The sequence below is a fragment of the Streptomyces thermocarboxydovorans genome (assembly GCF_039524635.1).
In the GTDB taxonomy this organism is placed as follows: Bacteria; Actinomycetota; Actinomycetes; order Streptomycetales; family Streptomycetaceae; genus Streptomyces; species Streptomyces thermocarboxydovorans.
Genome location: NZ_BAAAGU010000010.1, coordinates 59,977 through 83,750, shown reverse-complemented (window position 1 = coordinate 83,750; position 23,774 = coordinate 59,977). Strand labels below are relative to the sequence as shown.

Here is a 23,774-nt window from a genome sequence, read left to right as displayed (position 1 = left end):
CCGCCCTCGCCAACCGGCCCGGCCTCCCTCCACACAAGCCGGGCCGGTTGGTCCCGCAACCCCCACCACCGAACGGGAATCGACTGGTGCACCACCATCACGGCTACCTGTGGGTCGGCCCGAGAGAACGCTTCGACCAGGAAGCCCTACGACGGCCGCCGCACCCCGAGCCGCCCCCGCCCGGCAGCAAGCCCGAACTGATCCAGCGCTATCGAGAGGTGGCAGCGGAGTTCCCCACGTCTGATCTGCCACCGCTGGAGACGGCGTACTGGCTCATCAAGCCCCTTTCGTTAGTTCGTGGCACCTGGGATGAGGCCAAGGAAGCAGCGGGATGGATCGGGGAACGACTGACTGAGTTCGCGCCCCGGTTCGCCTCTGAGCGTGACCGGGACACAACCCGCCTGGCCCGACTGGTGAGCGCTGCTGCTGAGCGACTGCACTCGGGTACGGATATGTCCTACGGCTTCTATCTGGAACGCCCCTCGTATCTGTCCCTGGCAGTAGTGACGTGCTCCCCGAATCGCTCGATGCCTGAACTGCCCTGCCCAGGCGCGTAGTCGAAGCAATAAAAGGAGCCCCGGCCGACGTGGCCGGGGCTTCTGTGGTTGTCACAGCAGGGCGCGGAAAGGGTTGAAGTCTGTGAGCGGTTCCGGCCCCTTCGGTTGCTGTTCGGCCTCAGAGGCGGCCTGCTTGGGTTCCACACGGTAAGCGTCCAGGCGGACGACCCGAGCACGGTTCTGCTCACGCTCCGCGCTGGCCGGCTGCGCCTCCGCGTGACGAGAAGTGTCCGGGTTCTTGTTGCTGTAAGTGCGGGCCGGCTGCGGCACAGCGTGACGGGAAGTGTCATCACGGAGTGAGAAGACGGTGGCCGGTCGACCGGTCTTCCCCGCCCGTTCCACGGTGACGACGATTCCGGCCAGCGCCTTGACATCAGCGGCGGTCGCTCCCACGTACGGGAGCACTTGGGAGGAAGTGGCCCGGCAGGTCGCCTGATCCCCACACGACAACAGCCCCCGGCAACTCGCCGGGGGCTGTGTTCGTTTGTGCTGGTCAGCGGCTGTTTTCGAGTCGCCAGCTCCCCAGGATTCCCCCAGCATGACGCCCATGAACGGCCCTGATCAGGCCGCAACGGGCAGAAAGCCGAGAGCACTCCTCCGGAGCCTCAGAACCGCCTCCGACCTGCAAAAACCCTGCTAGGGAAGGTTCCTGGCCATCACGATCCGCTGAACCTGATTCGTGCCTTCATAAATCTGCGTGATCTTGGCGTCGCGCATCATACGCTCCACCGGGTAGTCGCGGGTGTAGCCGTAGCCGCCGAGGAGCTGGACCGCGTCGGTGGTGACCTCCATGGCCACGTCGGAGGCGAAGCACTTGGCGGCGGCGCCGAGGTAGGTGAGGTCGGCGTCACCGCGCTCGGAGGCCGCGGCAGCCTGGTAGGTCAGGGCACGGGCCGCCGAGATCTTCATGGACATGTCGGCGAGCATGAACTGGATGCCCTGGAAGTCGGCGATCGGCTTGCCGAACTGCTTGCGCTCCTGGACGTAGCCCTTGGCGTAGTCGAGGGCGCCCTGGGCGATGCCGAGGGCCTGGGCGGCGATGGTGATGCGGGTGTGGTCCAGCGTCTTCATCGCCGTGGCGAAGCCGGTGCCCTCCTCGCCGATCATGCGGTCGGCGGGGATGCGGACGTTGTCCAGGTAGACCTCGCGGGTCGGGGAGCCCTTGATGCCGAGCTTCTTCTCCGGGGCGCCGAAGGAGACGCCCTCGTCGGACTTCTCGACGACGAAGGCGGAGATGCCCTTGGAGCGCTTGCCCGGGTCGGTGACCGCCATGACCGTGTAGTACTCGGAGACGCCCGCGTTGGTGATCCAGCGCTTGACGCCGTTGAGGACGTAGTGGTCGCCGTCGCGGACGGCCCGGGTCTTCATGCCGGCCGCGTCCGAGCCGGCGTCGGGCTCGGAGAGGCAGTAGGAGAACATCGCGTCGCCCTTGGCGAGCGGGGTCATGTACCGCTTCTTCAGCTCCTCGGAGCCGGAGAGCAGCACCGGCAGGGAGCCGAGCTTGTTCACCGCGGGGATCAGCGAGGAGGAGGCGCAGACGCGGGCGACCTCCTCGATCACGATGACGGTGGCGAGCGCGTCGGCGCCGGCGCCGCCGTACTCCTCGGGAACGTGGACGGCGTGCAGGTCGTTGGCGACCAGCGCGTCGAGGGCCTCCTGCGGGAAGCGGGCCTCCTCGTCCACGGCGGCGGCGTGCGGCGCGATCTTCGCCTCGGCCAGTGCGCGGACGGCGTCGCGGAGCATGTCGTGCTCCTCGGACGGGCGGTACAGGTCGAAGTCAGCCGATCCGGCCAAGGTCTCTCACGCTCCAAAACGCTGTGATGCTGGCGCTAACTACCGTTAAGTAACTCAAATTTTAAGACTCGGACCGCGTGCGTGGATAGGTGAGCTTGACGACAGCACCCCGCAGCGGCCGCACGGACCGCACGGGTGCCCCGGTTATGCTCGGGCCCGCACTTCTAGCCGTATACCCCTGGAGCACCCCCATGGCCCTCAAGATCACCGTGATCGGCACCGGTTATCTCGGCGCGACGCACGCGGCGGCCATGGCGCAACTGGGGTTCGAGGTGCTGGGCCTCGATGTCGTCCCGGAGAAGATCGACAAGCTGCGCCGGGGCGAGGTGCCCATGTACGAGCCGGGGCTGGAGGAGCTGCTGCGCCGGCACGTCGCCGGGATCGAGGGCTCCACCGGGCGGCTCCGCTTCACCATGGACTTCGCCGAGGCCGGCGAGTTCGGGGACGTGCACTTCGTGTGCGTGAACACTCCGCAGCGGCACGGCGAGTACGCCTGCGACATGTCGTTCGTCGACTCCGCGATCGCCTCGCTGGCCCCGCATCTGAAGCGGCCGGCGCTGGTGGTGGGCAAGTCGACGGTGCCGGTCGGATCGGCCGACCGGCTCGCCGCCTATCTGGCGGAGCACGCCCCGGCCGGCGAGGACGCCGAGCTGGCCTGGAACCCGGAGTTCCTGCGCGAGGGCTTCGCCGTCGAGGACACCCTCCACCCGGACCGGATCGTGGTGGGCGTGAGGAGCGAGCGGGCCGAGAAGCTGCTGCGCGAGGTGTACGCCACGCCGGTCGCGGAGGGCTCGCCGTTCATCGTCACCGACTTCCCCACCGCCGAGCTGGTGAAGACGTCGGCGAACTCCTTCCTGGCCACCAAGATCTCCTTCATCAACGCCATGGCCGAGGTGTGCGAGACCGCGGGCGGCGACGTGGCCAAGCTGGCGGAGGCCATCGGCTACGACGACCGGATCGGCAGGAAGTTCCTGCGCGCCGGGATCGGCTTCGGCGGCGGATGCCTGCCGAAGGACATCCGGGCGTTCATGGCGCGCGCCGGTGAGCTGGGCGCGGACCAGGCGCTGACATTCCTGCGGGAGATCGACTCGATCAATATGCGCCAGCGCGGCCGGATGGTGGAGCTGACCCGCCAGGCGCTGGGCGGCGGACCCTTCCTGGGCAAGCGGGTGGCGGTGCTCGGCGCGACCTTCAAGCCCGACTCGGACGACGTCCGGGACTCGCCGGCGCTGAACGTGGCCGGGCAGATCCATCTGCAGGGCGGCCAGGTCACGGTCTACGACCCGAAGGGCATGGACAACGCCCGGCGCATCTTCCCCACGCTCGGGTACGCCGACTCGGCGCTGGAGGCGGTGCGGGGCGCCGATGTGGTGCTGCATCTGACGGAGTGGCGCGAGTTCCGCGAGCTGGACCCGGCGGCGCTGGGCGAGGTGGTGGCCGAGCGGCTGATCCTCGACGGGCGCAATGCGCTGGACCCGGAGGTGTGGCGCAAGGCGGGCTGGCGCTACCGGGCGATGGGGCGGCCCACCGCCTGAGACCCCCGCGGACTCGCGTGGGATTCCCTGCGGACTCGCGTGGGATTCCCCGCGGACTCGCGTGGGATTCCCCGCGCGGACTCGCGTGGGAGTTCGCGCGGACCCCTGAGACCGGGTGACGCCGGTTCGGCCGAGGCTCAGTCGGCCGAACCGGCGTCTTGTTGCATTCTGCACCACGCGCCCCGGATCGGGTGAAGGCTCACGGGGACTTCCGCGCCCCGCACGCGCCCCTCAAGAGGCCTTTTTGCCCCGTTCAGAGCCCTTTTGCCCGGCCGTGTTCGCTCGGTAGCGGCGCATCTTGGCGCGGGCGCCGCAGACCTGCATCGAGCACCACCGGCCGCGCCCGGCGGGGCTGCGGTCGTAGTAGGCCCAGTGGCAGTCGGCGGCCTCGCAGGCCTTCAGACGTGACCAGGTGCCCGTGGTGACGGCCTCGGCGACGGCGGCGGCCACGCGGGAGAGCAGCGAGCCGTCCTCCACCGGGGCGAGGGCCGCGGCGCCGTCGGCCGGGTCCACGGTGATCACCAGGGGTGCGGCGGCGAGCAGCTCGCCGAGCGGGGTCACCGGGCGGTGCGGCGGATGCCCGGCGTGGGCGAGCAGGGTGGCGCGCAGCGACTCCCGCAGCTGACGGGCCGCGGACAGCGCCTCCTCGGTCAGCCCGAAGCGGGCACGCCCCTCCTCCGTGTCGAGCGAGTCGGCGCCGCTTTCCAGGTCGACCGTGTTGACCAGGGACTCGATCAGGGCCAGGCCCCCGGGTGCGGGCGATCTCTCACTCATGCTTGCGACGTTACCCCCCATGGTGCAGCATGGGGTAACCGACCGTTACCGGTTAGCGGCTTGAACAGGTAACCCGTGCAGGTGACCCGGAGGAGGAGTCATGTCCGTAGCCAAGGTGGGTGCCGTCGTCCTGGACTGTCCCGACCCGATGGCGCTGGCCCGCTTCTACGCCGAGGTGCTGGGCGGCACGCCGCAGCAGGAGGAGGACTGGGTGGACCTCGAGGTGCCCGGCGGCCCGGCGCTCGCCTTCCAGGCGGCCCCCGGTTACGTGCCGCCGCAGTGGCCGTCGCCGGAGCACTCGCAGCAGTTCCATCTGGATCTGACCGTGGAGGACCTGGACACGGCCGAGAAGCAGGTGCTGGCGCTCGGCGCGAAGCCGCTGGAGACGGAGGACCGCTCGCGCACCTGGCGGGTTTACGCCGACCCGGCCGGGCACCCGTTCTGCCTCTGCGCCTGCTGATCCCATCGGTCCAGGGAGGCACCATGACTGCCGTCGCCCGACTGCGTTCCGTCGTGCTCGACTGCCCCGAGCCGGGAGCACTGGCCCGCTTCTACGCGGCCGTCGGCGGCGGCACACCGGTGGAGGAGAGCCCGGACTGGGTGGTGCTGAAGGTGCCGGACGGTCCGCGGCTCGCCTTCCAGCGGGCGGAGGGGTACGCCCCGCCCCAGTGGCCGCACGCCGACCACGACTCGCAGCAGTTCCATCTCGACTTCGACGCCGGGGCCACCTGGGACGAGGTGGACGCGGCCGAGGAGCAGGTCCTGGCGCTGGGGGCGCGGGTGCTGGACCGGGAGGACCACGGGCGCAAGGGCTTCAGGGTGTACGCCGACCCGGCGGGACACCCCTTCTGCCTGTGCCGGATCGAGGAGCCGTAGCCGGCCGGGGCCGGCAGGAGGCGCGGGCCGGCTACCCGTCCAGGTCGGCGATGGTCGCCGTGGACGGGGGCCGGCGTTGCTGGGCCGCGCGGGCGGTGAAGTCGGCGCCGCGCAGGACGCGCTGCACGTTGCCCCAGGTCAGCAGGGCCACCTCGGACTCCTCCCAGCCGCGGCGCAGCAGTTCGGCGATCAGCCTCGGGTAGCAGGAGGTGTCGCCGAGCTCCTGGGGGTGGGCGCTGCCGGTGTCGTAGGTGCCGGAGAGGCCGACGCACTCGGGGCCGGCGAGGGAGCGCACGTGGTCCAGGTGGTCGGCGACGTCCCGGACCGTCGGTCCGGTCTGCTCGGCGGTCAGCGGCACCATGACCAGGCCCCGCGCCTCGCCGACGGCGGCCAGCAGGTCGTCGGGCAGGTTGGCCGGGTGGGGGCGCAGGGCGCGGGCGGCGGAGCGGCTGAACAGCACCGGCGCCTTGGACAGGGTCAGCACCCGCCGGACGGTCTCGCTCGAGGCGTAGGAGAGGTCGGCGATCATGCCGACGCGGTTCATCTCGCGCACGACCTCCTCGCCGAACCGGGTCAGCCCGGCCGCGCTCGCCCAGGTGGTGCCGGTCAGGGTGAGCACCCGCAGGCCGAGGGCGTGCAGGGAGCGCAGCACGCCGAGGGAGTCGCCGAGCGCGGCCGCCTGGGCGGGCCCGAACAGCACGGCGACCCGGCCGCAGTTGCGGGCGTCGGTGACCTGCCCCGCGGTGCGGGCCGGGCGCAGCCCCTCCGCGTGGGCCGCGACCACGCCCTTCGCCAGGTCCAGCTGGTCCAGCGTCGCGGCGACCGCGTCGCCGGGCCGGAGCGCGCCGGGTCCTTCGGGCAGGTGCAGCGACCAGAACACGGCGCCGACCTGGCCCTTGCGCAGCCGGGGAACGTCCGCGTCGACGGCGCTCTCCCCCAGGTCGAGGTCGTAGTAGGGCAGCCGGCGCAGCGCCCAGGGCAGCCCGCTGTAGCCGTCGGCCACCGGGTGCGCGGCCAGGACGGCGCGGGCGCGGGTCAGGGGCGCGTCGTCGGGGTCGGAGACCGGCTGGTAGGGCTCGGCCGGGACGACGACGGCCTCGGCGGGGTACGGCTCGGTCAGCTCGTCGACGCTGCCGACCTCGCCGGCCGGATACAGGTCGTCCTGGAGATCGGCCATGGCGGGCTCCGTACGTGGTGACCTCGGTGGTGATCCAAACAGGGTCACCGTCGCACGGAGTGCCGGGTCGCTTCCTGGTGGACGGCGCGTTCGGGGTACCACCCGGACGGACCGGGCGGCCCCGGCTCACCGCACGCCGTCGAGGGCCTCCAGGGTGGCGTTGGACGGTCCGCGCACCGCCCGCAGGGAGCGGGCCACGTCCTCCGCGTCGCCCAGCACCCGGACCGCGTTCTTCCAGGTCAGCTTGGCGAGGTCGGCCTTCGACCAGCCCCGCTGGAGGAGTTCGGCGATCAGGTTCGGGTAGCCGGAGACGTCGCGCAGTCCGTCCGGGGTGAAGGCGGTGCCGTCGTAGTCGCCGCCGATGCCGAGGTGGTCGATGCCGGCGACCTCGCGCATGTGGTCCAGGTGGTCGGCGACCGTGGCGGCGGTGGCGACGGGGCGCGGGTGGCGTTCCTCGAACTCCGCGTGCACCTTCATCGCCCCGGGGCTGGTGTCGAGGTGGTGGAAGCCGTGGGCGCGCATGTTCTCGTCGGCCGCGGCGGTCCAGTCGACGGCCGCCTGGAGGACGAACTTCGGCACGAACGTCACCATGGCGACTCCGCCGTTGGCGGGCAGCCGCTCCAGCACGTCGTCGGGGATGTTGCGCGGATGGTCGCAGACGGCACGGGCGGAGGAGTGCGAGAAGATCACCGGCGCCTCGCTGGTGTCGAGCGCGTCCCGCATGGTCGTCGCCGCGACGTGCGAGAGGTCGACCAGCATGCCGAGCCGGTTCATCTCCCGCACCACCTCGCGCCCGAAGGCGGTCAGGCCGCCCGCGCGGGGCTCGTCGGTCGCCGAGTCCGCCCAGTCCGTGTTGTCGTTGTGGGTGAGCGTCAGATAGCGGACGCCCAGGGCGTACAGGCCGCGCAGGGTGCCGAGGGAGTTGGCGATGGAGTGGCCGCCCTCCGCGCCCATCAGGGAGGCGATACGGCCCTCGCCGCGCGCGGCCTCCATGTCGGCGGCGGTCAGCGCGGGCGCCAGGTCCCCCGGGTGACGGTCGATCAACTGCCGTACGCAGTCGATCTGTTCCAGGGTGGCGGGCACCGGATCGGGCAGGTCGGAGCGGACGTACACCGACCAGAACTGGGCGCCGACCCCGCCCGAGCGCAGCCGGGGCAGGTCGGTGTGCAGATGCGCGGACTGGTCACCGGTGAGGTCGCGGGCGTCGAGGTCGTAGCCGGTCTGGCGCAGCGCCCAGGGCAGGTCGTTGTGCCCGTCGACGACGGGGAACTCGGCGAGCAGGGCGCGGGCGTCGTCGAGGGCGGTCACGCGCCTCACTTCCCGAAACCGAAGCCGCCGGTGCCTTCGGTCCGGGCGCGCAGGCGCTTGCCCTTCTCGGTGGCCTGATCGTTGAGCTCCTGCTGGAACTCCCGCATGCGGCCGAGGAGTTCCTCGTCGTGCGCGGCGAGGATGCGGGCCGCGAGCAGTCCGGCGTTGCGGGCGCCGCCCACGGAGACGGTGGCGACGGGGACACCGGCCGGCATCTGCACGATGGACAGCAGGCTGTCCATGCCGTCGAGGTGCTTCAGCGGCACCGGGACGCCGATGACCGGCAGCGGGGTGACCGAGGCGAGCATGCCGGGCAGATGGGCGGCGCCGCCGGCGCCGGCGATGATCACCTTCAGTCCGCGGTCGGCCGCCTGCTCCCCGTAGGCGATCATCTCGCGGGGCATGCGGTGCGCGGAGACGACGTCGACCTCGTACTCGATCTCGAACTCGTCGAGGGCCTGGGCGGCCGCCTCCATCACGGGCCAGTCGGAGTCCGACCCCATGACGATGCCCACCCGGGGAAAGGGGCGCGCGTCAGCGCTCGTTGAGGGGTGGTGGTCGGGCGACGGGTGGGCAGGGCTCATTCGGTGATCGTCCCTCTCAGGTAACCGGCTGCGTGACGGGCGCGCTCCAGCACGTCGTCCAGGTCGTCGCCGTAGGTGTTGACGTGGCCCACCTTGCGGCCCGGCTTCACGTCCTTGCCGTACATGTGGATCTGCAGCTTGGGGTCGCGGGCCATGCAGTGCAGGTACGCGGGGTACATGTCCGGGAAGTCGCCGCCGAGGACGTTGACCATCACCGTCCACTTCGCGCGCGGCCGGGGGTCGCCGAGCGGGAGGTCGAGCACGGCGCGGACATGGTTGGCGAACTGGCTGGTGATCGCGCCGTCCATGGACCAGTGGCCGGAGTTGTGCGGGCGCATCGCCAGCTCGTTGACGAGGACGCGGCCGTCGCGGGTCTGGAACAGCTCCACCGCGAGGTGTCCGACGACGCCCAGCTCCTTGGCGATGTTCAGCGCCATCCGTTCGGCCTCCAGGGCCAGCGCCTCGTCCAGGCCGGGGGCCGGGGCGATCACGGTGTCGCAGACGCCGTCGACCTGCCGGGACTCCACCACCGGGTAGGCCACGGCCTGGCCGTGCGGGGAGCGGACCACGTTGGCGGCGAGCTCGCGCACGAAGTCGACCTTCTCCTCGGCGAGCACCGGCACCCCGGCCTTGAACGGCTCGGCGGCCTCCTCGGCGGAGCCGACCACCCACACGCCCTTGCCGTCGTATCCGCCGCGGACGGTCTTGAGGACGACGGGGAAGCCCCCGCCCTCGGCCGCGAAGGCGGCCACGTCGGCGGGGTCGGAGACGATGCGGTGCCGCGGGCAGGGAATGCCGATCGCGTCGAGCTTCGCCCGCATCACGCCCTTGTCCTGGGCGTGCACCAGCGCGTCGGGGCCGGGCCGGACGGGAATGCCCTCCGCCTCCAGGGCCCTGAGGTGCTCGGTGGGCACGTGCTCGTGGTCGAAGGTGATCACGTCGCAGCCGCGCGCGAAGTCGCGCAGCGTGTCCAGGTCGCGGTAGTCGCCGACGACGACATCACCGACCACCTGCGCCGCCGAGTCCTGCGGGGTGTCACTGAGGAGCTTGAACCTGATGCCGAGCGGGATGCCCGCCTCGTGGGTCATACGAGCGAGCTGGCCACCGCCGACCATGCCGACTACCGGGAACGTCACGCTCCTAGGGTATCCGCCGCGCCAGGGTGGCCGATTTCCCGCCCGCCCCGCGGGACGCCTTGCGGCCCCGGCAGCCGTCCGCAGGAAGATCGCGAGGGCGGGTGGTTAGCATGGCTGCATTGACGGACACCGACGGACGGGAGCCTCAAGGCGATGGAACTCGGCTCCTCGGGGCTCCGGCGGCTCTTCCAGGAGGTCGCCCGGTTCGGTGCGGTCGGCGGCGCCGGCCTGCTGGTCAATCTGGGTGTGTTCAACCTGGTCCGGGCGGTCACCGACCTCCAGGTGGTGCGGGCGAGCGTGATCGCCACCATCGTCGCGATCATCTTCAACTACCTGGGCTTCCGCTACTTCACCTACCGCGACCGGGACAAGTCCGGGCGGACCCGGGAGATGACGCTGTTCCTGGTGTTCAGCGTGATCGGCCTGGTGATCGAGAACGGTGTCCTCTACACGGCGACGTACGGCTTCGGCTGGGACAGCCGGCTGCAGAGCAACATCTTCAAGTTCCTCGGCATCGGCATCGCCACCCTGTTCCGCTTCTGGTCCTACCGCACCTGGGTGTTCCGCGCGCTGCCGGTGCGCGAGCCGGTGACCGGGCCTCCGGTCGCGCACGGCGAGGGCAGGCGCAGCCGCCGCGCGGAGCAGCGCGTTCCGTAGGCGCCCGTCCCCTGGTTCCGGCTCAGCGGACGGTCTGCCGGTCCGTGTCCTCGGGCTTCTGCGGCGGGGTGCGGGAGAGGAACAGGCCGAAGACCGGGGGCTTGGCCTGGAGCATCTCCAGCCGGCCGCCGTCCGCCTCCGCGAGGTCCCGGGCGACCGCCAGGCCGATGCCGGTGGAGTTGCGGCCGCTGATCGCCCGCTCGAAGATGCGGGCGCCCAGCTCCTCGGGGACGCCGGGTCCCTCGTCGGTGACCTCGACGACGACCTGGTTGCCGGTGACCCGGGTGCGCAGGGCGACCGTGCCGCCGCCGTGCATCAGCGAGTTCTCGATCAGCGCGGCCAGCACCTGCGCCACCGCGCCCGGGGTGCCGACCGCCCGCAGATTGCGCTTGCCCGAGCTGACGATCGCGCGGCCCGCGCTGCGGTAGGCGGGGCGCCACTCGGCGAGCTGCTGCTGGATCACCTCGTCGAGCTCGAAGGTGACCGCGGAGCCGGTGCGCGGGTCCCGGGAGTTGGTCAGCAGCCGCTCCACCACGTCCGTCAGCCGCTCCACCTGGGTCAGCGCGATGGTGGCCTCCTCCTTCACCGTCTCCAGGTCGTCGGTGAGGGTGATCTCCTCCAGCCGCATGGACAGCGCGGTCAGCGGGGTGCGCAGCTGGTGGGAGGCGTCGGCGGCCAGGCGCCGTTCGGCGGTGAGCATGCGGGCGATGCGCTCGGCGGAGGAGTCCAGGACGTCGGCGACCCGGTCCAGCTCGGGCACCCCGTAGCGGCGGTGGCGCGGGCGCGGGTCGCCGGAGCCCAGACGTTCGGCGGTCTCGGCGAGGTCGGTCAGCGGGGAGGCCAGCCGGTTGGCCTGGCGGACGGCGAGGAGCACCGCGGCGATCACCGCGAGCAGCGCCACCAGGCCGATGATCAGCAGCGTGCGGGCGACCTCCTGGGTCACCGAGGAGCGCGGCTCCTGCACGGTGACCGTCTCGCCCTCCTCGCCGGGCGCGGTGGCGCTGATGACGTCGCCCTCCGGCTTGTCGCCGACCTCTATGGCCGGCCGGCCGGGGATCCGGATGACGGCGTAGCGGTCCTCGGTGATCTGGCCGCTGAGGATCTCCGCCGTGACCTGCTCGTCCACGATCAGCCGGCTGTCGACGATGCTGGCCAGCCGGACCGCCTCGGAGTGCACCCGCTCACGGGCGCTCTCGCTGATGGTGCGCGTCTCGACGATCACCAGGGAGACCCCGAACACGGCGATCACGACGAGCACCACGGCGAGCGTGGACTGGATCAGGCGGCGGCGCATGTCCTCTTACCCACTGGGAACCCTCGCGGGGGCTCGTCAGTTCTTCTCGGTCAGTTCTTCTCGAAGCGGAAGCCCACGCCGCGCACGGTGGCGATGTAGCGGGGGTTGGCCGCGTCGTCGCCGAGCTTCTTGCGGAGCCAGGAGATGTGCATGTCGAGGGTCTTGGTCGACGACCACCAGGTGGTGTCCCACACCTCGCGCATCAGCTGGTCGCGGGTGACCACCCGGCCGGCGTCCCGGACCAGCACCCGCAGCAGGTCGAACTCCTTGGCGGTGAGCTGCAGCTCCTCGTCGCCCATCCACGCCCGGTGCGACTCCACATCGATGCGCACGCCGTGCGTGGCGGGCGGCTGCTGCGGCTCGGCGGCACCGCGCCGCAGCAGGGCCCGCACCCGGGCCAGCAGTTCGGCGAGCCGGAAGGGCTTGGTGACGTAGTCGTCGGCTCCCGCGTCCAGGCCGACGACGGTGTCCACCTCGTCGGCGCGGGCGGTCAGGATCAGGATGGGAACCGTGTGTCCGTCGGAGCGCAGGCGCCGGGCGACCTCGAGGCCGTCCATACCGGGCAGACCGAGGTCCAGCACCACCAGATCGACGCCGCCCTGCATTCCGGCGTCGAGCGCGCTGGGTCCGTCCTCGCGCACCTCGACCTCGTAGCCCTCGCGGCGCAGGGCTCGGGCCAGCGGTTCCGAGATGGAGGCGTCGTCCTCGGCGAGCAGTACACGGGTCATGGAGTGATGGTAGTCCCGCCGTGATGCGGCTCGGGGTGTGATCGCCGGGCTCAGTTCTTACCGCTCCCTCACCGGATTCTCACCCTCGCGGCACGGGGCGGTGAGTGGTCTGGACCCCTGTGCGTGACCTTCGAGACGGGGGTGCAATCCTGGGAGGACCTTCGAACACACGAGCACAGTTCCGCGTAAACCTGTGATCCGTGTCTCAAACCCTTCCATACCAGGCGGTGTCCTGACGTATGGTGAGTCAACGCCTGTTTGCACTGCGGGGACCTTTGGCGGAATTCGACGCTGAAGGTCTCTTTTGTGTGCGGGCCGGCTCACTCGCCGGCCCCGGAAGGAATGACCTGTGGCCGGGCCTCACCCGCGCATCGTCGCGCGGGAAGGCGTGGATCCCGGTGGTCGCCGTCCGCCGCTCCGCGATCCGGAGCGGACCTCCCCCGGGCGTGGGATGGGACGGCGGGGCCCGCCGGTGCCGGCCGCCGCCCCCCACCGGGCGCGTACCCGCTCGCGCGACGCGTCCCGACCAACAAGGAACGACCAATGGCGTCCAGCCTGACGAAGGACTCGGTCACCCCGGGCACCCCCGGCTCCGAGAAGACCTTCTTCGGCCACCCCCGCGGACTGGCCACCCTCTTCATGACCGAGATGTGGGAGCGCTTCTCCTACTACGGCATGAGAGCCCTGCTCCCGCTGTACCTCGTCGCTCCGGGCGGCCTGGGTCTCAGCGCCGGCACGGCGACCGCGATCTACTCGGTGTACCTGTCGCTGGTGTACCTGCTCACGATGCCGGGCGGCTGGTTCGGCGACCGCGTGTGGGGTCCGCGCAAGACCGTCGCCGTCGCGGGCGGCATCATCATGCTGGGCCACCTCACGCTGGCCCTGCCCTCCTCCGGCACGTTCTACGCCGGCCTCGGCCTGGTCGCCATCGGCTCGGGTCTGCTGAAGGCCAACATCTCCACGATGGTCGGCCAGCTCTACGACGGTCCGGACGACCCGCGCCGCGACGGTGGCTTCACCGTCTTCTACATGGGCATCAACCTCGGTGCCTTCGGCGCGCCGCTGATCATCGGCACCGTCGGCGAGAACGTGAACTGGCACCTGGGCTTCGCCCTGGCCGCGCTCGGCATGGGTCTGGGTGTCGCCCAGTTCCTGCTCGGCAGCCGTCACCTGGCCGCGCAGTCCAGCGTCGTGCCGAAGCCCCTGTCGGCCGCGGAGAAGACCACCACGCTGCGCAAGGCCGCCTTCTGGGCCGTCGTCGCCGCCGTCTTCTACGCGATCGTCGGCTTCACCGGCCACTACACGCTGAACTGGGTGCTGGTCCCGCTGACGCTGCTCGGTGTGATCGTGCCGGTGATGGTGCTGACCCGCATCAAGCGCGACAAGTCCCTGGCCACCGCCGAGCAGTCGAAGATGTCGGCGTACATCTGGTTCTTCGTCGCCGCGGCCGTGTTCTGGATGATCTACGACCAGGGCGGCTCGACCCTGTCGATCTTCGCGGACTCATCGGCCGAGAACAGCGTCCTGGGCTGGGAGTTCCCGGTCTCCTGGTACCAGTCGGTCAACCCGGTCCTGATCATGGCGCTGGCCCCGGTCTTCGCCTGGTTCTGGCTGGCGCTGAACCGGCGCGGCAAGGAGCCGAGCACCATCGTGAAGTTCGCCTCCGGTCTGGTGCTGGTCGGTGCGTCCTTCTTCCTGTTCCTCGCTCCGCTGTCCATCGCGGACGGCGGCCACAAGGCCGCGGCGATGTGGCTGGTGGCGATCTACTTCACGCAGACCGTCGGTGAGCTGCTGGTCTCGCCGGTCGGCCTGTCGGTCACCACGAAGATGGCCCCGGTGAAGTACGCCTCCCAGATGATGGGCGTCTGGTTCCTGGCGGTGACCGCCGGTGACGCCACCACGGGTCTGCTGTCCATCGCCGGTGTGGACCTGAACAGGATGGGCATCGTCGCCCTGGAGGCGGCGCTGGCCGTGGTCGCCGGTGCCGCGGTGTGGATGTACCGCAGGAAGGTCAAGGCACTGATGGGCGACGTCCGCTGACGCCGTTCTCCCTGTGACGCAGGGCCCCCGCACCCGCCGGGTGCGGGGGCCCTTCCGTGTGCGCCGGCAGGCACCGCTCCAGCAGGGCCATGGCCGCGCGGTACAGGGCGACGGGGACCGTCAGGAAGGTCAGGGTCCAGAAGAGGGTGACGCCCCAGGGGCGGGGTTCGGTCCAGGGGTGCTCGGCGAGGATCCGTCCGCCGTACTTGAGGGAGACCGTGTAGTCGCCGTGGGCGCCGGCCGGGAGCTGGACGGGCAGTTCGACGCGGGCCCGGCCGCCGGGCGGGACGGTGCCGCCGGGAGGAGGGCCACCAGCAGCAGCGCCAGGAGCAGCGGCGGTGCCGTGGTGCGCGCGCCGGTGCTCACTCCCCGCGGGCCCCGCCGGTCCTGCGGGTCAGCCACAGCGTGCCGGCCACACCGGCGAGCAGGACGGTGCCGCCGAGGGTGGCCAGGGCGACGGCCGAGTCCTGGGGGCCGGTGCTCGGCAGGGTCCCGCCACCGGAGTCGTCCGTGCCGCCCCCGCCGGTCGCGGGGGCCTTGCCCGCGGCCGTCACCTCGAGGGTCAGGGAGGGGCCGGGTGCATTGACGGGCGTGCAGGTGGTGGTCGTACCGAGTGCCTTGATGGTCAGGACGTCCGCCGTGAAGGTCACCGTGCCGATCTTCTCCGGCGTGTAGGTGGCGGACAAGTCGCTGATCTTGATGGGGGTGTTGGGCGGGATCGGGGCGTCGTTGGCGGGGCCGGTGACGGTGCGGGTGCCGGAGTCGGCGCCGCCCAGCGCGATGGTGGCGCTGGGGTTCATCGCGCCCTTGCCCAGTTCCACGGGGCTGGAGGAGACGCCCTTCTGCCAGGACATGGTGATGCGGTAACCGCTGCCGCTGCGCGCCGCCTCGATGTCGATTGGGCGAGACCGCGCTCTTGTCCCCGATCGGCGTCTTGCACTGGTAGTCGACGTCGACGACCTTCGCCTGCGCGGCGGGGGCGGCCAGCAGCACCGTGGACCCGGCCAGGACGACGGCGGACGCGAGGGCGGCGGTTCGGTTCCGGTACGACACGGTCCCCTGCCTTCCTGGTTTCTGACGCCTCATCAGATGGGCGGTCACGGTACGCCGGGGACCTCGAGGAGGGAAGAGACGTGACACGCCGGATCGGGGGCGGCCGCGACCGGGGTCCGGGAAGAGGGCGGCGCCACTGCGGGGGCGGCCACGCCGTGCAGGCAGTGAAAGCAGTGAAAGCAGTGAAAAAGGAAGGGCGCCGCTTCCGAGGGCGGCGCGCAGGGTGTGCGGTGCGTCGGTGGGGGGCGGTGCGCTATGCGGGGGCGCCGAGCTCCGCCCAGACCGTCTTGCCGGCGACGCCCGGTGTGCGGACGACGCCCCAGTCCAGGCAGAGGCGCTGGACGATGAACATGCCGTGGCCGCCGGGGCGGCCCGCGCGGTGCGGGGTGCGCGGGGCCGGCTGGCCCGTGCCGCGGTCGGTGACCTCCAGGCGGATCACCTTGTTGTCGCAGGTGAGGGTGAGCTGGTCCGGCCCCTCGGCGTGCAGGCAGGCGTTGGTGACCAGCTCGGAGACGACCAGCAGGACGTCCTCGGCGGCGGCCCGCTGGTCGGCGGTGGCCGCGGGCAGCCAGCCCCAGGCGTGCAGCGCCTGGCGGGTGAAGTCGCGCGCGAGCGGCACCACACCGCTCTGGCCCTCGAAGCTCAGCCGGCGGATCTGCCGGCCCGCGGCGGCCCCGGACGACCCCGGCACGCCGGCGGGCGCCGCGACGCCCCCGTCGGCGGCGTCCTGCGCCGCGCCGCCCCCGGACACGCCGGAAGCGCCGCCGGGCTCCGGACCGCGGTCGCCCGGCGAGTAGGGCCGGGTGGTGCTCATCAGCGCTTCACCTCACCGATTCACCGGTTCACGATTCAAAAAATCCGTACTCAGTCAGTCACGCAGTGCGCGGCGCGTCCGGTTCACTGCACCCCTGCGACCACGGCGGCCGACACGTTCAGGATGTCTCCTGCCCGAGGGGCCCGAGGGGACACCCCCGTATTCGCACGAAAAACCGTGTCTGGACTCCGGGGGCACGGGGCCCGGGGCGGTGCCCCGCCCCGGCCGCGCGGGTCATCCGGAGTCGTCGGCCAGGGCGGCCTCGAGGGTGTCGTGGACCGTGAAGACGGCATCCACCCCCGTGATCTCGAACACCCGCGCGACAACGGGCTGCATCCCGACGAGATGCACCCCGCCCCCGGCGGCCTCGGCCTTCAGCCGGGCCCCGAGCAGAACGTTGAGCCCGGTGGAGTCGCAGAACTCCAGCCGGGAGCAGTCGATGACGAGCCGGTTCAATCCTTTGGCGAGGCAGTTCTCCAGTGGCTCACGCAACAGATCGGCGGTGTGGTGATCCAACTCACCCGCCGGAGTCACGACGGCACTGGGGCCCTCTTGTCGCACCTCGACCAGAAGCCGGCCCGACTGTGCGCTGCCGACCGTCCCGCGGTCCATGCCGTCTCTCTCTCCCGACCTCGTGTCTGCTTGCTGACGCCCTCGAACACTACGCCCTCCGACGGTGCTCCGACACCTGAACAATCACGCAGAAACGGACACAACCGAACAAAACGCACTTGCGGCGGGCTTGTCGGAGCGGGTAGGGCTAGTAAGAACACGTACCCGACACGGCCGGCTTTGGAGGCGCCGCACACCGCAGTGCACGTTCTGGCTTCGGCAGCCATATGCCGAGAACGATGGAGGACACCATGTCACCCCGGCTCGACGCATCGCGTACCCGGAAAGCGACGTCGACACTCCCTGAGGAACATCTGGATCCCATCGAGCAGGACGACATGAGTGTCGTCCAGGACGATCTACTCGCCGGACTCCCGGAGATCCCCCCGTACGACACGGTCGAGGCGGTCGACGCACGGGCCCTGTCCCGCACTCTCTTCGAACGCCTGGAGTCACTCGAGGAAGGCACCCACGAGTACTCCTACGTCCGCAACACGCTCGTCGAACTCAACCTCGCCCTGGTCAAGTTCGCCGCCTCCCGCTTCCGCTCCCGCAGCGAGCCGATGGAGGACATCATCCAGGTCGGCACCATCGGCCTGATCAAGGCCATCGACCGGTTCGAGCTGTCGCGCGGTGTGGAGTTCCCCACGTTCGCGATGCCGACCATCATCGGCGAGATCAAGCGCTTCTTCCGCGACACCTCCTGGTCCGTGCGCGTGCCGCGCCGCCTCCAGGAGCTGCGCCTCGACCTGGCCAAGGCCGGTGACGAACTGGCGCAGAAGCTCGACCGCGCGCCGACCGTGACCGAGCTGGCCGAACGCCTCGGCATCTCCGACGACGAGGTCGTCGAGGGCATGGCGGCGTCGAACGCCTACACCGCCTCCTCGCTGGACGCCCAGCCCGAGGAGGACGACGCCGAGGGCGCCCTGGCCGACCGGATCGGCTACGAGGACCACGGCCTCGAAGGCATCGAATACATCGAGTCGTTGAAGCCGCTGATCGCCGAACTGGCACCGAGGGACCGGAAGATCCTCAGCTTGCGTTTCGTGGCCGGGATGACCCAGTCGGAGATCGGCGAGGAGCTGGGCATCTCCCAGATGCACGTCTCCCGGCTGCTGTCCCGCACCCTGGTGCGGCTGCGCAAGGCGCTGACCATCGAGGAGTGACCGGCATCCGGGCGGGCGCCCGGAGCAGGCCGGTGAGCAGCCGGCCGCACGGATCGACCGACCGCGCCCCGCGCCCTGTCGGCGCCGGATGTCCCTGCCCGTACCGGCCGGGGGCACCGGGTGCCGTCCGGGCGCGGGGCGCGCCTCATTACCCACGGTTACCCCTTTTCCCCGCGGTCCTCATCCAGCACTATGAGCTCGCCCAAACCGGCCGGAAGGTCAGTCGGGACGGCGGAGTCCGACGGCCCGGGGGCGAGGAGGCGATGGATGGCTGGGGACGGCGAGTTCGTCGAGGTTGACGGCACCGGGGACGGGCCCGGCGGTGCGTACGCCGGAGTGTCCGACATCCGGCTGACCGAACTGCTGCGCGGCGACACCTCGGCGGCGTACGGGGCGCTCCAGGAACTCAGGGCCCGGCACGGCCCCTCGGTGCTCGCCTACGCCCGCCGCTGCACCACCGGTGACTCCTCGGCACGACAGCTCGCCGCGCAGGCCTTCACCCTGGCCGCGCGCGAGATGGCCCGCGGCACCGACTCCGGCGGGCCGCTGCGCCATCAGCTTCTGCTGCTGACCGTGCGGGTGGCCGCGCAGTGGGCCGCGGACGGGCGGGCCGGAGGGCTGGACCCGGGCCTGCTGCTCGTGCTCAGCTCGTCCGGTTCCGAGGGCCCGGTCCCGCCCCTGCTCGCGGCCTTCCGGACGCTTCCGTACCGCGCGCAGGGCCTCCTCTGGTACGGCGTCGTCGAGCAGGAGCCGGCCGAGCGCACGGCGGCCTTCCTCGGCATCACCCGCGAGGACGTCGTCTACGGCACCGACTCCGCGCTGGGAGCCCTGGGCCAGGCGAGTCTGCGGTCCCGGCTGGCGGCCTCCGACGATCCGAGGTGCTGTGACTTCCGCCGCCTGATCGAGGAGTCCGTACGACCCGGCAACCGCCGCGGCAGCGCCGATCTGCACACCCACATGGCGCACTGCGCCCACTGCACGGCGGCGTACGAGGAGCTGTGCGCCCTGCGGGACGATCCGCGCACCACCCTCGCCGAAGGGCTGCTGCCCTGGGCGGGCACGGCGTACGCGGCGGACGCCCCGGAGACCGGGCGGACGGAGGTCGCCGCGCCCGCGGCGGAGACTCCCCGGCCCCGCTCGCGGCGGCTGGTGCTGGCCTCGGCCGCGCTCGGCGTGGGCGCCGTACCGCTGCTGCTGTTCGTGCTGTCCCCGGGCGAGGCTCCGTCCGGGCGGGCCGGGGGTCCGGGCTCCCCCTCGCCCGTCCCGCCGCCGGTGACGGTGACGGCCACCCCGTCGCCCTCCCCGACCGCCTCCCCGACGCGCACCTCGCCCTCCGCGTCGCCGACGCGGACGAAGCGGCCCTCGCGCAGCCCGCACCCCACGCCCTCTTCCCCGCGTGCCACGCCGACGTACGCGCCGCCGGGCGGCTCGTACGCACCGGTGGTGAATCTCGCCACCGGCCGGTGCCTGGACATCGACGGCGACCTGGAGAACCGCACCGACGTCGTCACCGCCCCCTGCGACGGCTCCGACACCCAGCGGTGGCGCTACGACGCCGGACGCGGGGTGCTGCAGTCCTACGCCGACGACGACTTCTGCCTGGACAGCCGGGGTGCGGTGGACCGCGGGGTGGGGATCTGGTCGTGCTCCTCGGTGGAGGGGCGCAACGGGCAGAACCTCCGCTTCACCGTCGACTCCGCCGGCGTCATCCGCGCGGCCATCGCGCCGTCCCACGCGGTGACGCCGGGCGGCGGCGACTCGGTGGGGCTGGTCAGCGCGGCGGAACGGACCGACCAGCGCTGGCGGGCGGGGACCTGAGGACCCCGGGCCGCGGAAGCCGGCGGGACGCTGAGGTCTCCCGGCCCGCCACGGCACCGGGCTGCTCAGACCACCCGCACGCCGGCCCGCCAGACGGCGCTGACCAGCGGCACGCCGGGCCGGTAGGCCAGGTGGACGTGGCTGGGGGCGTCGAGCAGGGTCAGGTCGGCGCGGGCGCCGACGGTGAGGCGGCCGATGTCGGTGCGGCGCAGGGCCTGGGCGCCGCCCGCGGTGGCGGACCACACGGCCTCGTCGGGCGTCATGCCCATCTCCCGCACCGCGAGCGCGACGCAGAACGGCATCGAGGAGGTGAAGGACGAGCCGGGGTTGCAGTCCGTGGACAGGGCGACGGTGGCGCCCGCGTCCAGCAGCCGGCGGGCGTCGGGCCACTCGGCGCGGGTGGAGAACTCGGCGCCGGGCAGCAGGGTGGCGACGGTGCGGCTGCCGGCCAGGGCGTCCACATCGGCGTCGGTGAGGTGGGTGCAGTGGTCGGCACTGGCCGCGTCCAGCTCGACGGCCAGCTGCACGCCGGGGCCGTAGGAGAGCTGGTTGGCGTGGACGCGGGGGTGCAGGCCCCTGGCCTTCCCGGCGGTGAGGATCGCGCGGGCCTGGTCGCCGTCGAAGGCGCCCTTCTCGCAGAAGACGTCGATCCACCGGGCGTGCGGTGCGCAGGCGTCCAGCATCTCGCCGGTGACCAGGGCGACATAGCCGGCCGGGTCCCCGGCGTACTCGGGGGCGACGATGTGCGCGCCGAGGAAGGTGACCTCGTCGGTGTGGCGGGCGGCCAGGCGCAGGGCGCGGGCCTCGTCGTCGACGGTCAGGCCGTAGCCGGACTTGGTCTCGAAGGTGGTGGTGCCCTGGCGGAGTGCCTCGGCGAGCAGGCGGGTGAGGTTCGCCTCGAGTTCTGCGTCGGTGGCGGCCCGGGTGGCGGCGACGGTGGTGCGGATGCCGCCCGCGCTGTAGGGGCGGCCGGACATGCGGGCGTTGAACTCCTCGGTGCGGTCGCCCGCGAAGACCAGGTGGGAGTGGGAGTCGACGAAGCCCGGCAGGACCGCGCGGCCGGCGGCGTCGACCCGGTTGTCAGTGGCGGGTGCTTTGCTTGATGCACCGGTCCATGCGATGCGGTCGCCCTCGATGACGACGGCCGCGTCCCGGACCAGGCCCAGGGGTGAATCGCCGTGGCGGGAGGGGTCGTTGGTGACCAGCGTGGCGATGTTGGTGATGACGGTGCTGCTGCTCATGGCGTCCTCGTGGGGGGTCGTCAGGCTCGCAGGGCCTCGACGGCCTGCGCGAGGGCGTGCGGTACGTCGGGCACCCGGGTGTGCGTCCCGTCGCGTACGACGTGCCGGCCGCCCACCACGGTGTGCCGTACGTCGGCCGCGGTCGCGGCGAATACAGCCGTCTCGGCGCCGAGCCCGGGCAGCGGCCCCGCTGTTCTGACCGAGTCCAGGGTGATGGTGGTGAGGTCGGCGAGGGCGCCGGGCTCGATGCTGCCCGCCCGGTCCCAGCCGAGGGCGGCGTGGCCGTCGGCCGTGGCGGCGCGCAGCAGGGCGTTCGCCGTCCAGTGGCCGCGGGTGCGGGTGCGCAGCCGCTCGTTCAGCTCCATGGCCCGGGCCTCCTCGAACATGTCGATCACGGCGTGGCTGTCGGAGCCGAGGGAGAGCGGGGAGCCCTGCCGCTGGAGTTCGGCGGCGGGCCCGATGCCGTCGGCGAGGTCGCGTTCGGTGGTGGGACACATGCAGGTGCCGGTGCCGCTGCCGCCGATCAGGGCGATGTCCTCGCCGGTGAGGTGGGTGTTGTGCACGCCGGTGGTGCGCGGGCCGAGCACTCCGTGGTCCGCGAGCAGCCGGGTGGGGGTGCATCCGTGGGCCTCGAGGCAGGCGTCGTTCTCGGCGGTCTGCTCGGACAGGTGCACATGCAGCGGGGCCCGCCGCTGCTCGGCCCAGCCCGCCACGGTCGCCAGCTGCTCGGCGGGCACGGCCCGCACGGAGTGCACGGCCGCTCCGATCCGGGCGTGCTCGCGCTCCTTGAGGAGGGAGCAGCGTTCGGCCCAGGCGTCGGCGGTGCCGTCGGAGAAGCGCAGCTGGTGGGTGGTGGGCGGCGCGCCGAAGCCGGAGGAGAGATAGGCGGTGTCGAGGAGGGTGATGCGGATCCCGGCGTCGGCCGCGGCCTCGATCAGCGCCTCCCCCATCGCGTTGGGGTCGTCGTAGCGGGCACCGCCGGGCGCGTGGTGCACATAGTGGAACTCGCCGACGCAGGTGATGCCGGCGAGGGCCATCTCCGCGTACACCGCGCGGGCGAGCAGGTGGTAGCTCTCCGGGGTGAGGCGGTGGGCCATCGCGTACATGACCTCCCGCCAGGTCCAGAAGGTGCCGGAGCCGACCTGGACGAAGCCGCGCAGCGCCCGGTGGAAGGCGTGGCTGTGGGCGTTGGCCAGTCCGGGCAGGGTCAGGCCCCGCAGCACCACGGCCCCGGGCGGCGGCACGGGGCTGTCCGGGGTGAGGGTGTGGATGCGTCCGTCGCGGACGTCGAGTCGCACGCCGGACTCGACGCGGTCGCCGAGCCAGGCGTGCTCGAGCCAGTACGTCGTCGTCGCGGTCACCGGCAGGCCAGTCCTTCCAGTACGTCGGCGAGCGCCAGCACCCCGGCCACGCAGTCGTCCTCCTCGGCCCGTTCGGCCGGGGAGTGCGAGACGCCGGTGGGGTTGCGCACGAACAGCATGGCGGTGGGGACGGCGCCGGCGAGGATTCCCGCGTCGTGTCCGGCACCGGTGCCGAGCACGGGCACCTTGAGGCCGGCCTCCTTGCCGAGGATGCGGGCGAGTTCGTCGCGCAGGGCGTGGTCGAACTCGACGACGGGCGTGAAGGACTCACGGGTGACCTCCAGGCCGACGCCGTGGGCGACGGCGTGTTCGCGGGCCGCCGCCTCGATGCCCTCGATCACCGTGTCCAGGGTGCCCTGCTCGGGTGCGCGGGAGTCGAGCCAGCCCCGCACCAGGGCGGGGATGGCGTTGACGCCGTTGGGCTCCACCGCGATCTTGCCGAAGGTGGCGACGGCACCGGCCAGCCGGGCCTCCCGGCGGGCGGCGAGGACCGTCTCGGCGTAGGGCAGCATGGGGTCGCGCCGGTCGGCGAGGCGGGTGGTGCCGGCGTGGTTGGCCTCGCCCCGGAAGTCGAACCGCCAGCGGCCGTGCGGCCAGATGGCGCTGGCCACGCCCACCCGGTCGCCGGTCACGTCGAGGGCGCGCCCCTGTTCGACATGCAGCTCGACGAACGCGCCGATCCGGGCCAGCCGTTCCGGGTCGGGCCCGATGGCGTCGGGGTCGTACCCGGCGGCCTCCATGGCCTTCGGCAGGGTGATGCCGTCGCCGTCGGTGAGCCGGTGCGCCTGCTCGCGGGTGAGCCGTCCCGCGGTGAGCCGGGATCCGACGCAGGCGAGCCCGAAGCGGGCGCCCTCCTCGTCGCCGAAGTTGACGATGCCGAGCGGCCGGGTCAACTGCACGTTCCGCGCGCGCAGTTCGTCGAGGGCGGCGAAGGCGGAGACCACCCCGAGGGGTCCGTCGAAGGCACCGCCGTCGGGCACGGAGTCCAGGTGCGACCCGGTGACCACGGCGTCCCCGGCGGCGGGATCACCGGCCCAGGCCCACTGGTTGCCGTTCCGGTCCACCTCGTAGGCCAGGCCGCGGGCGCTGGCCTGCTGACGGAACCAGGCCCGGCACTCGGCGTCGGCGGGGGTCCAGGCGTAGCGCCGGTAGCCGCCGGTGCCGGGGTGCCGGCCCACGGGGAGCAGCTCGCGCCACATGGCGTGGAACGAGCCGGCGGACCCGGGCGCCGCCGGACGCCCGGCCCCGT

General features: G+C 72.1%; 22 protein-coding genes and 1 pseudogene. 8 read left to right on the top strand and 15 right to left on the bottom strand.

What is annotated here, in order from left to right; all coding sequences use genetic code 11:
• The first annotated feature begins 86 nt into the window (after positions 1 to 86).
• Positions 87 to 557 carry a hypothetical protein gene (locus tag ABD198_RS06865; protein WP_343998488.1) on the top strand — a complete coding sequence of 157 codons (471 nt, stop codon included), beginning with the start codon at positions 87 to 89 and terminating at the stop codon, positions 555 to 557.
• Positions 558 to 608: 51 nt separating this feature from the next.
• Here ABD198_RS06865 and ABD198_RS06860 read toward each other — a convergent pair whose 3' ends face one another.
• Both ABD198_RS06860 and ABD198_RS06855 read right to left on the bottom strand, forming a co-directional pair.
• Positions 609 to 950: a hypothetical protein gene (locus tag ABD198_RS06860; RefSeq protein ID WP_343998487.1), complete on the bottom strand. Its 342-nt coding sequence runs from the start codon at positions 948 to 950 to the stop codon at positions 609 to 611.
• Positions 951 to 1,193: 243 nt separating this feature from the next.
• On the bottom strand, positions 1,194 to 2,351 hold the full coding sequence (locus tag ABD198_RS06855) for an acyl-CoA dehydrogenase (protein WP_343998486.1): 1,158 nt from the start codon (positions 2,349 to 2,351) through the stop codon (positions 1,194 to 1,196).
• 191 nt (positions 2,352 to 2,542) lie between these two features.
• Between ABD198_RS06855 and ABD198_RS06850 the strand changes: the two genes are divergently transcribed.
• Positions 2,543 to 3,886 carry a UDP-glucose dehydrogenase family protein gene (locus ABD198_RS06850; RefSeq protein WP_343998485.1) on the top strand — a complete coding sequence of 448 codons (1,344 nt, stop codon included), beginning with the start codon at positions 2,543 to 2,545 and terminating at the stop codon, positions 3,884 to 3,886.
• Between the two features lie 231 nt (positions 3,887 to 4,117).
• Here ABD198_RS06850 and ABD198_RS06845 read toward each other — a convergent pair whose 3' ends face one another.
• Positions 4,118 to 4,660 carry a CGNR zinc finger domain-containing protein gene (locus ABD198_RS06845; protein WP_343998483.1) on the bottom strand — a complete coding sequence of 181 codons (543 nt, stop codon included), beginning with the start codon at positions 4,658 to 4,660 and terminating at the stop codon, positions 4,118 to 4,120.
• 100 nt (positions 4,661 to 4,760) lie between these two features.
• On the opposite strand from ABD198_RS06845, the gene ABD198_RS06840 reads away from it, so the two are divergent.
• Together ABD198_RS06840 and ABD198_RS06835 are read left to right on the top strand one after the other, a co-directional pair.
• The gene (locus tag ABD198_RS06840) at positions 4,761 to 5,120 is read left to right on the top strand and encodes a VOC family protein (protein ID WP_343998482.1); all 360 of its coding nucleotides are present in this window, start codon (positions 4,761 to 4,763) and stop codon (positions 5,118 to 5,120) included.
• A 23-nt stretch (positions 5,121 to 5,143) separates the two neighbouring features.
• Positions 5,144 to 5,536, top strand: a complete 393-nt coding sequence (locus ABD198_RS06835; RefSeq protein WP_343998481.1) for a VOC family protein — start codon at positions 5,144 to 5,146, stop codon at positions 5,534 to 5,536.
• Between the two features lie 31 nt (positions 5,537 to 5,567).
• Here ABD198_RS06835 and ABD198_RS06830 read toward each other — a convergent pair whose 3' ends face one another.
• The 4 genes from ABD198_RS06830 to ABD198_RS06815 all read right to left on the bottom strand — a co-directional run bounded on the left by ABD198_RS06830 (position 5,568) and on the right by ABD198_RS06815 (position 9,741).
• Entirely contained in the window at positions 5,568 to 6,713 is a 1,146-nt protein-coding gene (locus ABD198_RS06830) for a dipeptidase (RefSeq protein ID WP_343998480.1), read from the bottom strand.
• A gap of 126 nt (positions 6,714 to 6,839) precedes the next feature.
• On the bottom strand, positions 6,840 to 8,021 hold the full coding sequence (locus ABD198_RS06825; protein WP_343998479.1) for a dipeptidase: 1,182 nt from the start codon (positions 8,019 to 8,021) through the stop codon (positions 6,840 to 6,842).
• A 5-nt stretch (positions 8,022 to 8,026) separates the two neighbouring features.
• Positions 8,027 to 8,605: a 5-(carboxyamino)imidazole ribonucleotide mutase gene (purE, locus tag ABD198_RS06820; RefSeq protein ID WP_343998478.1), complete on the bottom strand. Its 579-nt coding sequence runs from the start codon at positions 8,603 to 8,605 to the stop codon at positions 8,027 to 8,029.
• Positions 8,602 to 9,741, bottom strand: a complete 1,140-nt coding sequence (locus tag ABD198_RS06815; RefSeq protein WP_343998477.1) for a 5-(carboxyamino)imidazole ribonucleotide synthase — start codon at positions 9,739 to 9,741, stop codon at positions 8,602 to 8,604. Before ABD198_RS06815 ends, purE begins: the two co-directional genes overlap by 4 nt.
• A gap of 153 nt (positions 9,742 to 9,894) precedes the next feature.
• On the opposite strand from ABD198_RS06815, the gene ABD198_RS06810 reads away from it, so the two are divergent.
• Positions 9,895 to 10,398 (top strand): GtrA family protein, encoded by a 504-nt coding sequence (locus tag ABD198_RS06810; RefSeq protein ID WP_343998476.1) that lies wholly within the window; start codon positions 9,895 to 9,897, stop codon positions 10,396 to 10,398.
• 22 nt (positions 10,399 to 10,420) lie between these two features.
• Here ABD198_RS06810 and ABD198_RS06805 read toward each other — a convergent pair whose 3' ends face one another.
• Positions 10,421 to 11,692, bottom strand: a complete 1,272-nt coding sequence (locus ABD198_RS06805) for an ATP-binding protein (protein ID WP_343998475.1) — start codon at positions 11,690 to 11,692, stop codon at positions 10,421 to 10,423.
• A gap of 50 nt (positions 11,693 to 11,742) precedes the next feature.
• Positions 11,743 to 12,420, bottom strand: coding sequence for a response regulator transcription factor (locus ABD198_RS06800; RefSeq protein ID WP_343998474.1), 678 nt, complete (start codon positions 12,418 to 12,420; stop codon positions 11,743 to 11,745).
• Positions 12,421 to 12,963: 543 nt separating this feature from the next.
• Between ABD198_RS06800 and ABD198_RS06795 the strand changes: the two genes are divergently transcribed.
• The gene (locus ABD198_RS06795) at positions 12,964 to 14,460 is read left to right on the top strand and encodes an oligopeptide:H+ symporter (protein ID WP_343998473.1); all 1,497 of its coding nucleotides are present in this window, start codon (positions 12,964 to 12,966) and stop codon (positions 14,458 to 14,460) included.
• Positions 14,461 to 14,822: 362 nt separating this feature from the next.
• On the opposite strand, the pseudogene ABD198_RS06785 reads toward ABD198_RS06795, so the two are convergent.
• The 3 genes and pseudogenes from ABD198_RS06785 to ABD198_RS06775 form a co-directional block, all read right to left on the bottom strand.
• Positions 14,823 to 15,513: pseudogene (locus ABD198_RS06785) on the bottom strand (LPXTG cell wall anchor domain-containing protein).
• A 253-nt stretch (positions 15,514 to 15,766) separates the two neighbouring features.
• Positions 15,767 to 16,327: an ATP-binding protein gene (locus ABD198_RS06780; protein ID WP_343998472.1), complete on the bottom strand. Its 561-nt coding sequence runs from the start codon at positions 16,325 to 16,327 to the stop codon at positions 15,767 to 15,769.
• A gap of 234 nt (positions 16,328 to 16,561) precedes the next feature.
• Positions 16,562 to 16,939 carry an STAS domain-containing protein gene (locus ABD198_RS06775; RefSeq protein ID WP_343998471.1) on the bottom strand — a complete coding sequence of 126 codons (378 nt, stop codon included), beginning with the start codon at positions 16,937 to 16,939 and terminating at the stop codon, positions 16,562 to 16,564.
• A gap of 239 nt (positions 16,940 to 17,178) precedes the next feature.
• Between ABD198_RS06775 and ABD198_RS06770 the strand changes: the two genes are divergently transcribed.
• Positions 17,179 to 18,105: an RNA polymerase sigma factor SigF gene (locus tag ABD198_RS06770; protein ID WP_343998470.1), complete on the top strand. Its 927-nt coding sequence runs from the start codon at positions 17,179 to 17,181 to the stop codon at positions 18,103 to 18,105.
• A gap of 267 nt (positions 18,106 to 18,372) precedes the next feature.
• Positions 18,373 to 19,923, top strand: a complete 1,551-nt coding sequence (locus ABD198_RS06765; RefSeq protein ID WP_343998469.1) for a ricin-type beta-trefoil lectin domain protein — start codon at positions 18,373 to 18,375, stop codon at positions 19,921 to 19,923.
• Positions 19,924 to 19,988: 65 nt separating this feature from the next.
• On the opposite strand, the gene hutI is transcribed toward ABD198_RS06765, so the two are convergent.
• From hutI to ABD198_RS06750, 3 genes are read right to left on the bottom strand one after another with little or no spacing between them, the layout of a single operon-like run.
• Positions 19,989 to 21,164, bottom strand: coding sequence for an imidazolonepropionase (gene hutI / locus ABD198_RS06760; protein ID WP_343998468.1), 1,176 nt, complete (start codon positions 21,162 to 21,164; stop codon positions 19,989 to 19,991).
• 20 nt (positions 21,165 to 21,184) lie between these two features.
• Entirely contained in the window at positions 21,185 to 22,525 is a 1,341-nt protein-coding gene (locus ABD198_RS06755) for a formimidoylglutamate deiminase (RefSeq protein WP_343998467.1), read from the bottom strand.
• Positions 22,522 to 23,724 (bottom strand): allantoate amidohydrolase, encoded by a 1,203-nt coding sequence (locus ABD198_RS06750; protein WP_343998538.1) that lies wholly within the window; start codon positions 23,722 to 23,724, stop codon positions 22,522 to 22,524. Before ABD198_RS06750 ends, ABD198_RS06755 begins: the two co-directional genes overlap by 4 nt.
• Positions 23,725 to 23,774 lie beyond the last annotated feature (50 nt).

Coding starts and splice junctions, on each gene's coding strand:
- ABD198_RS06810 (WP_343998476.1), top strand. CDS start 9,895: ATGGAACTCGGCTCCTCGGGGCTCCGGCGGCTCTTCCAGGAGGTCGCC.
- ABD198_RS06830 (WP_343998480.1), bottom strand. CDS start 6,713: ATGGCCGATCTCCAGGACGACCTGTATCCGGCCGGCGAGGTCGGCAGC.
- ABD198_RS06770 (WP_343998470.1), top strand. CDS start 17,179: ATGGAGGACACCATGTCACCCCGGCTCGACGCATCGCGTACCCGGAAA.
- ABD198_RS06780 (WP_343998472.1), bottom strand. CDS start 16,327: ATGAGCACCACCCGGCCCTACTCGCCGGGCGACCGCGGTCCGGAGCCC.
- ABD198_RS06795 (WP_343998473.1), top strand. CDS start 12,964: ATGGCGTCCAGCCTGACGAAGGACTCGGTCACCCCGGGCACCCCCGGC.
- purE (WP_343998478.1), bottom strand. CDS start 8,605: ATGAGCCCTGCCCACCCGTCGCCCGACCACCACCCCTCAACGAGCGCT.
- ABD198_RS06805 (WP_343998475.1), bottom strand. CDS start 11,692: ATGCGCCGCCGCCTGATCCAGTCCACGCTCGCCGTGGTGCTCGTCGTG.
- ABD198_RS06840 (WP_343998482.1), top strand. CDS start 4,761: ATGTCCGTAGCCAAGGTGGGTGCCGTCGTCCTGGACTGTCCCGACCCG.
- ABD198_RS06850 (WP_343998485.1), top strand. CDS start 2,543: ATGGCCCTCAAGATCACCGTGATCGGCACCGGTTATCTCGGCGCGACG.
- ABD198_RS06800 (WP_343998474.1), bottom strand. CDS start 12,420: ATGACCCGTGTACTGCTCGCCGAGGACGACGCCTCCATCTCGGAACCG.
- ABD198_RS06750 (WP_343998538.1), bottom strand. CDS start 23,724: ATGTGGCGCGAGCTGCTCCCCGTGGGCCGGCACCCCGGCACCGGCGGC.
- hutI (WP_343998468.1), bottom strand. CDS start 21,164: ATGAGCAGCAGCACCGTCATCACCAACATCGCCACGCTGGTCACCAAC.
- ABD198_RS06775 (WP_343998471.1), bottom strand. CDS start 16,939: ATGGACCGCGGGACGGTCGGCAGCGCACAGTCGGGCCGGCTTCTGGTC.
- ABD198_RS06835 (WP_343998481.1), top strand. CDS start 5,144: ATGACTGCCGTCGCCCGACTGCGTTCCGTCGTGCTCGACTGCCCCGAG.
- ABD198_RS06845 (WP_343998483.1), bottom strand. CDS start 4,660: ATGAGTGAGAGATCGCCCGCACCCGGGGGCCTGGCCCTGATCGAGTCC.
- ABD198_RS06765 (WP_343998469.1), top strand. CDS start 18,373: ATGGCTGGGGACGGCGAGTTCGTCGAGGTTGACGGCACCGGGGACGGG.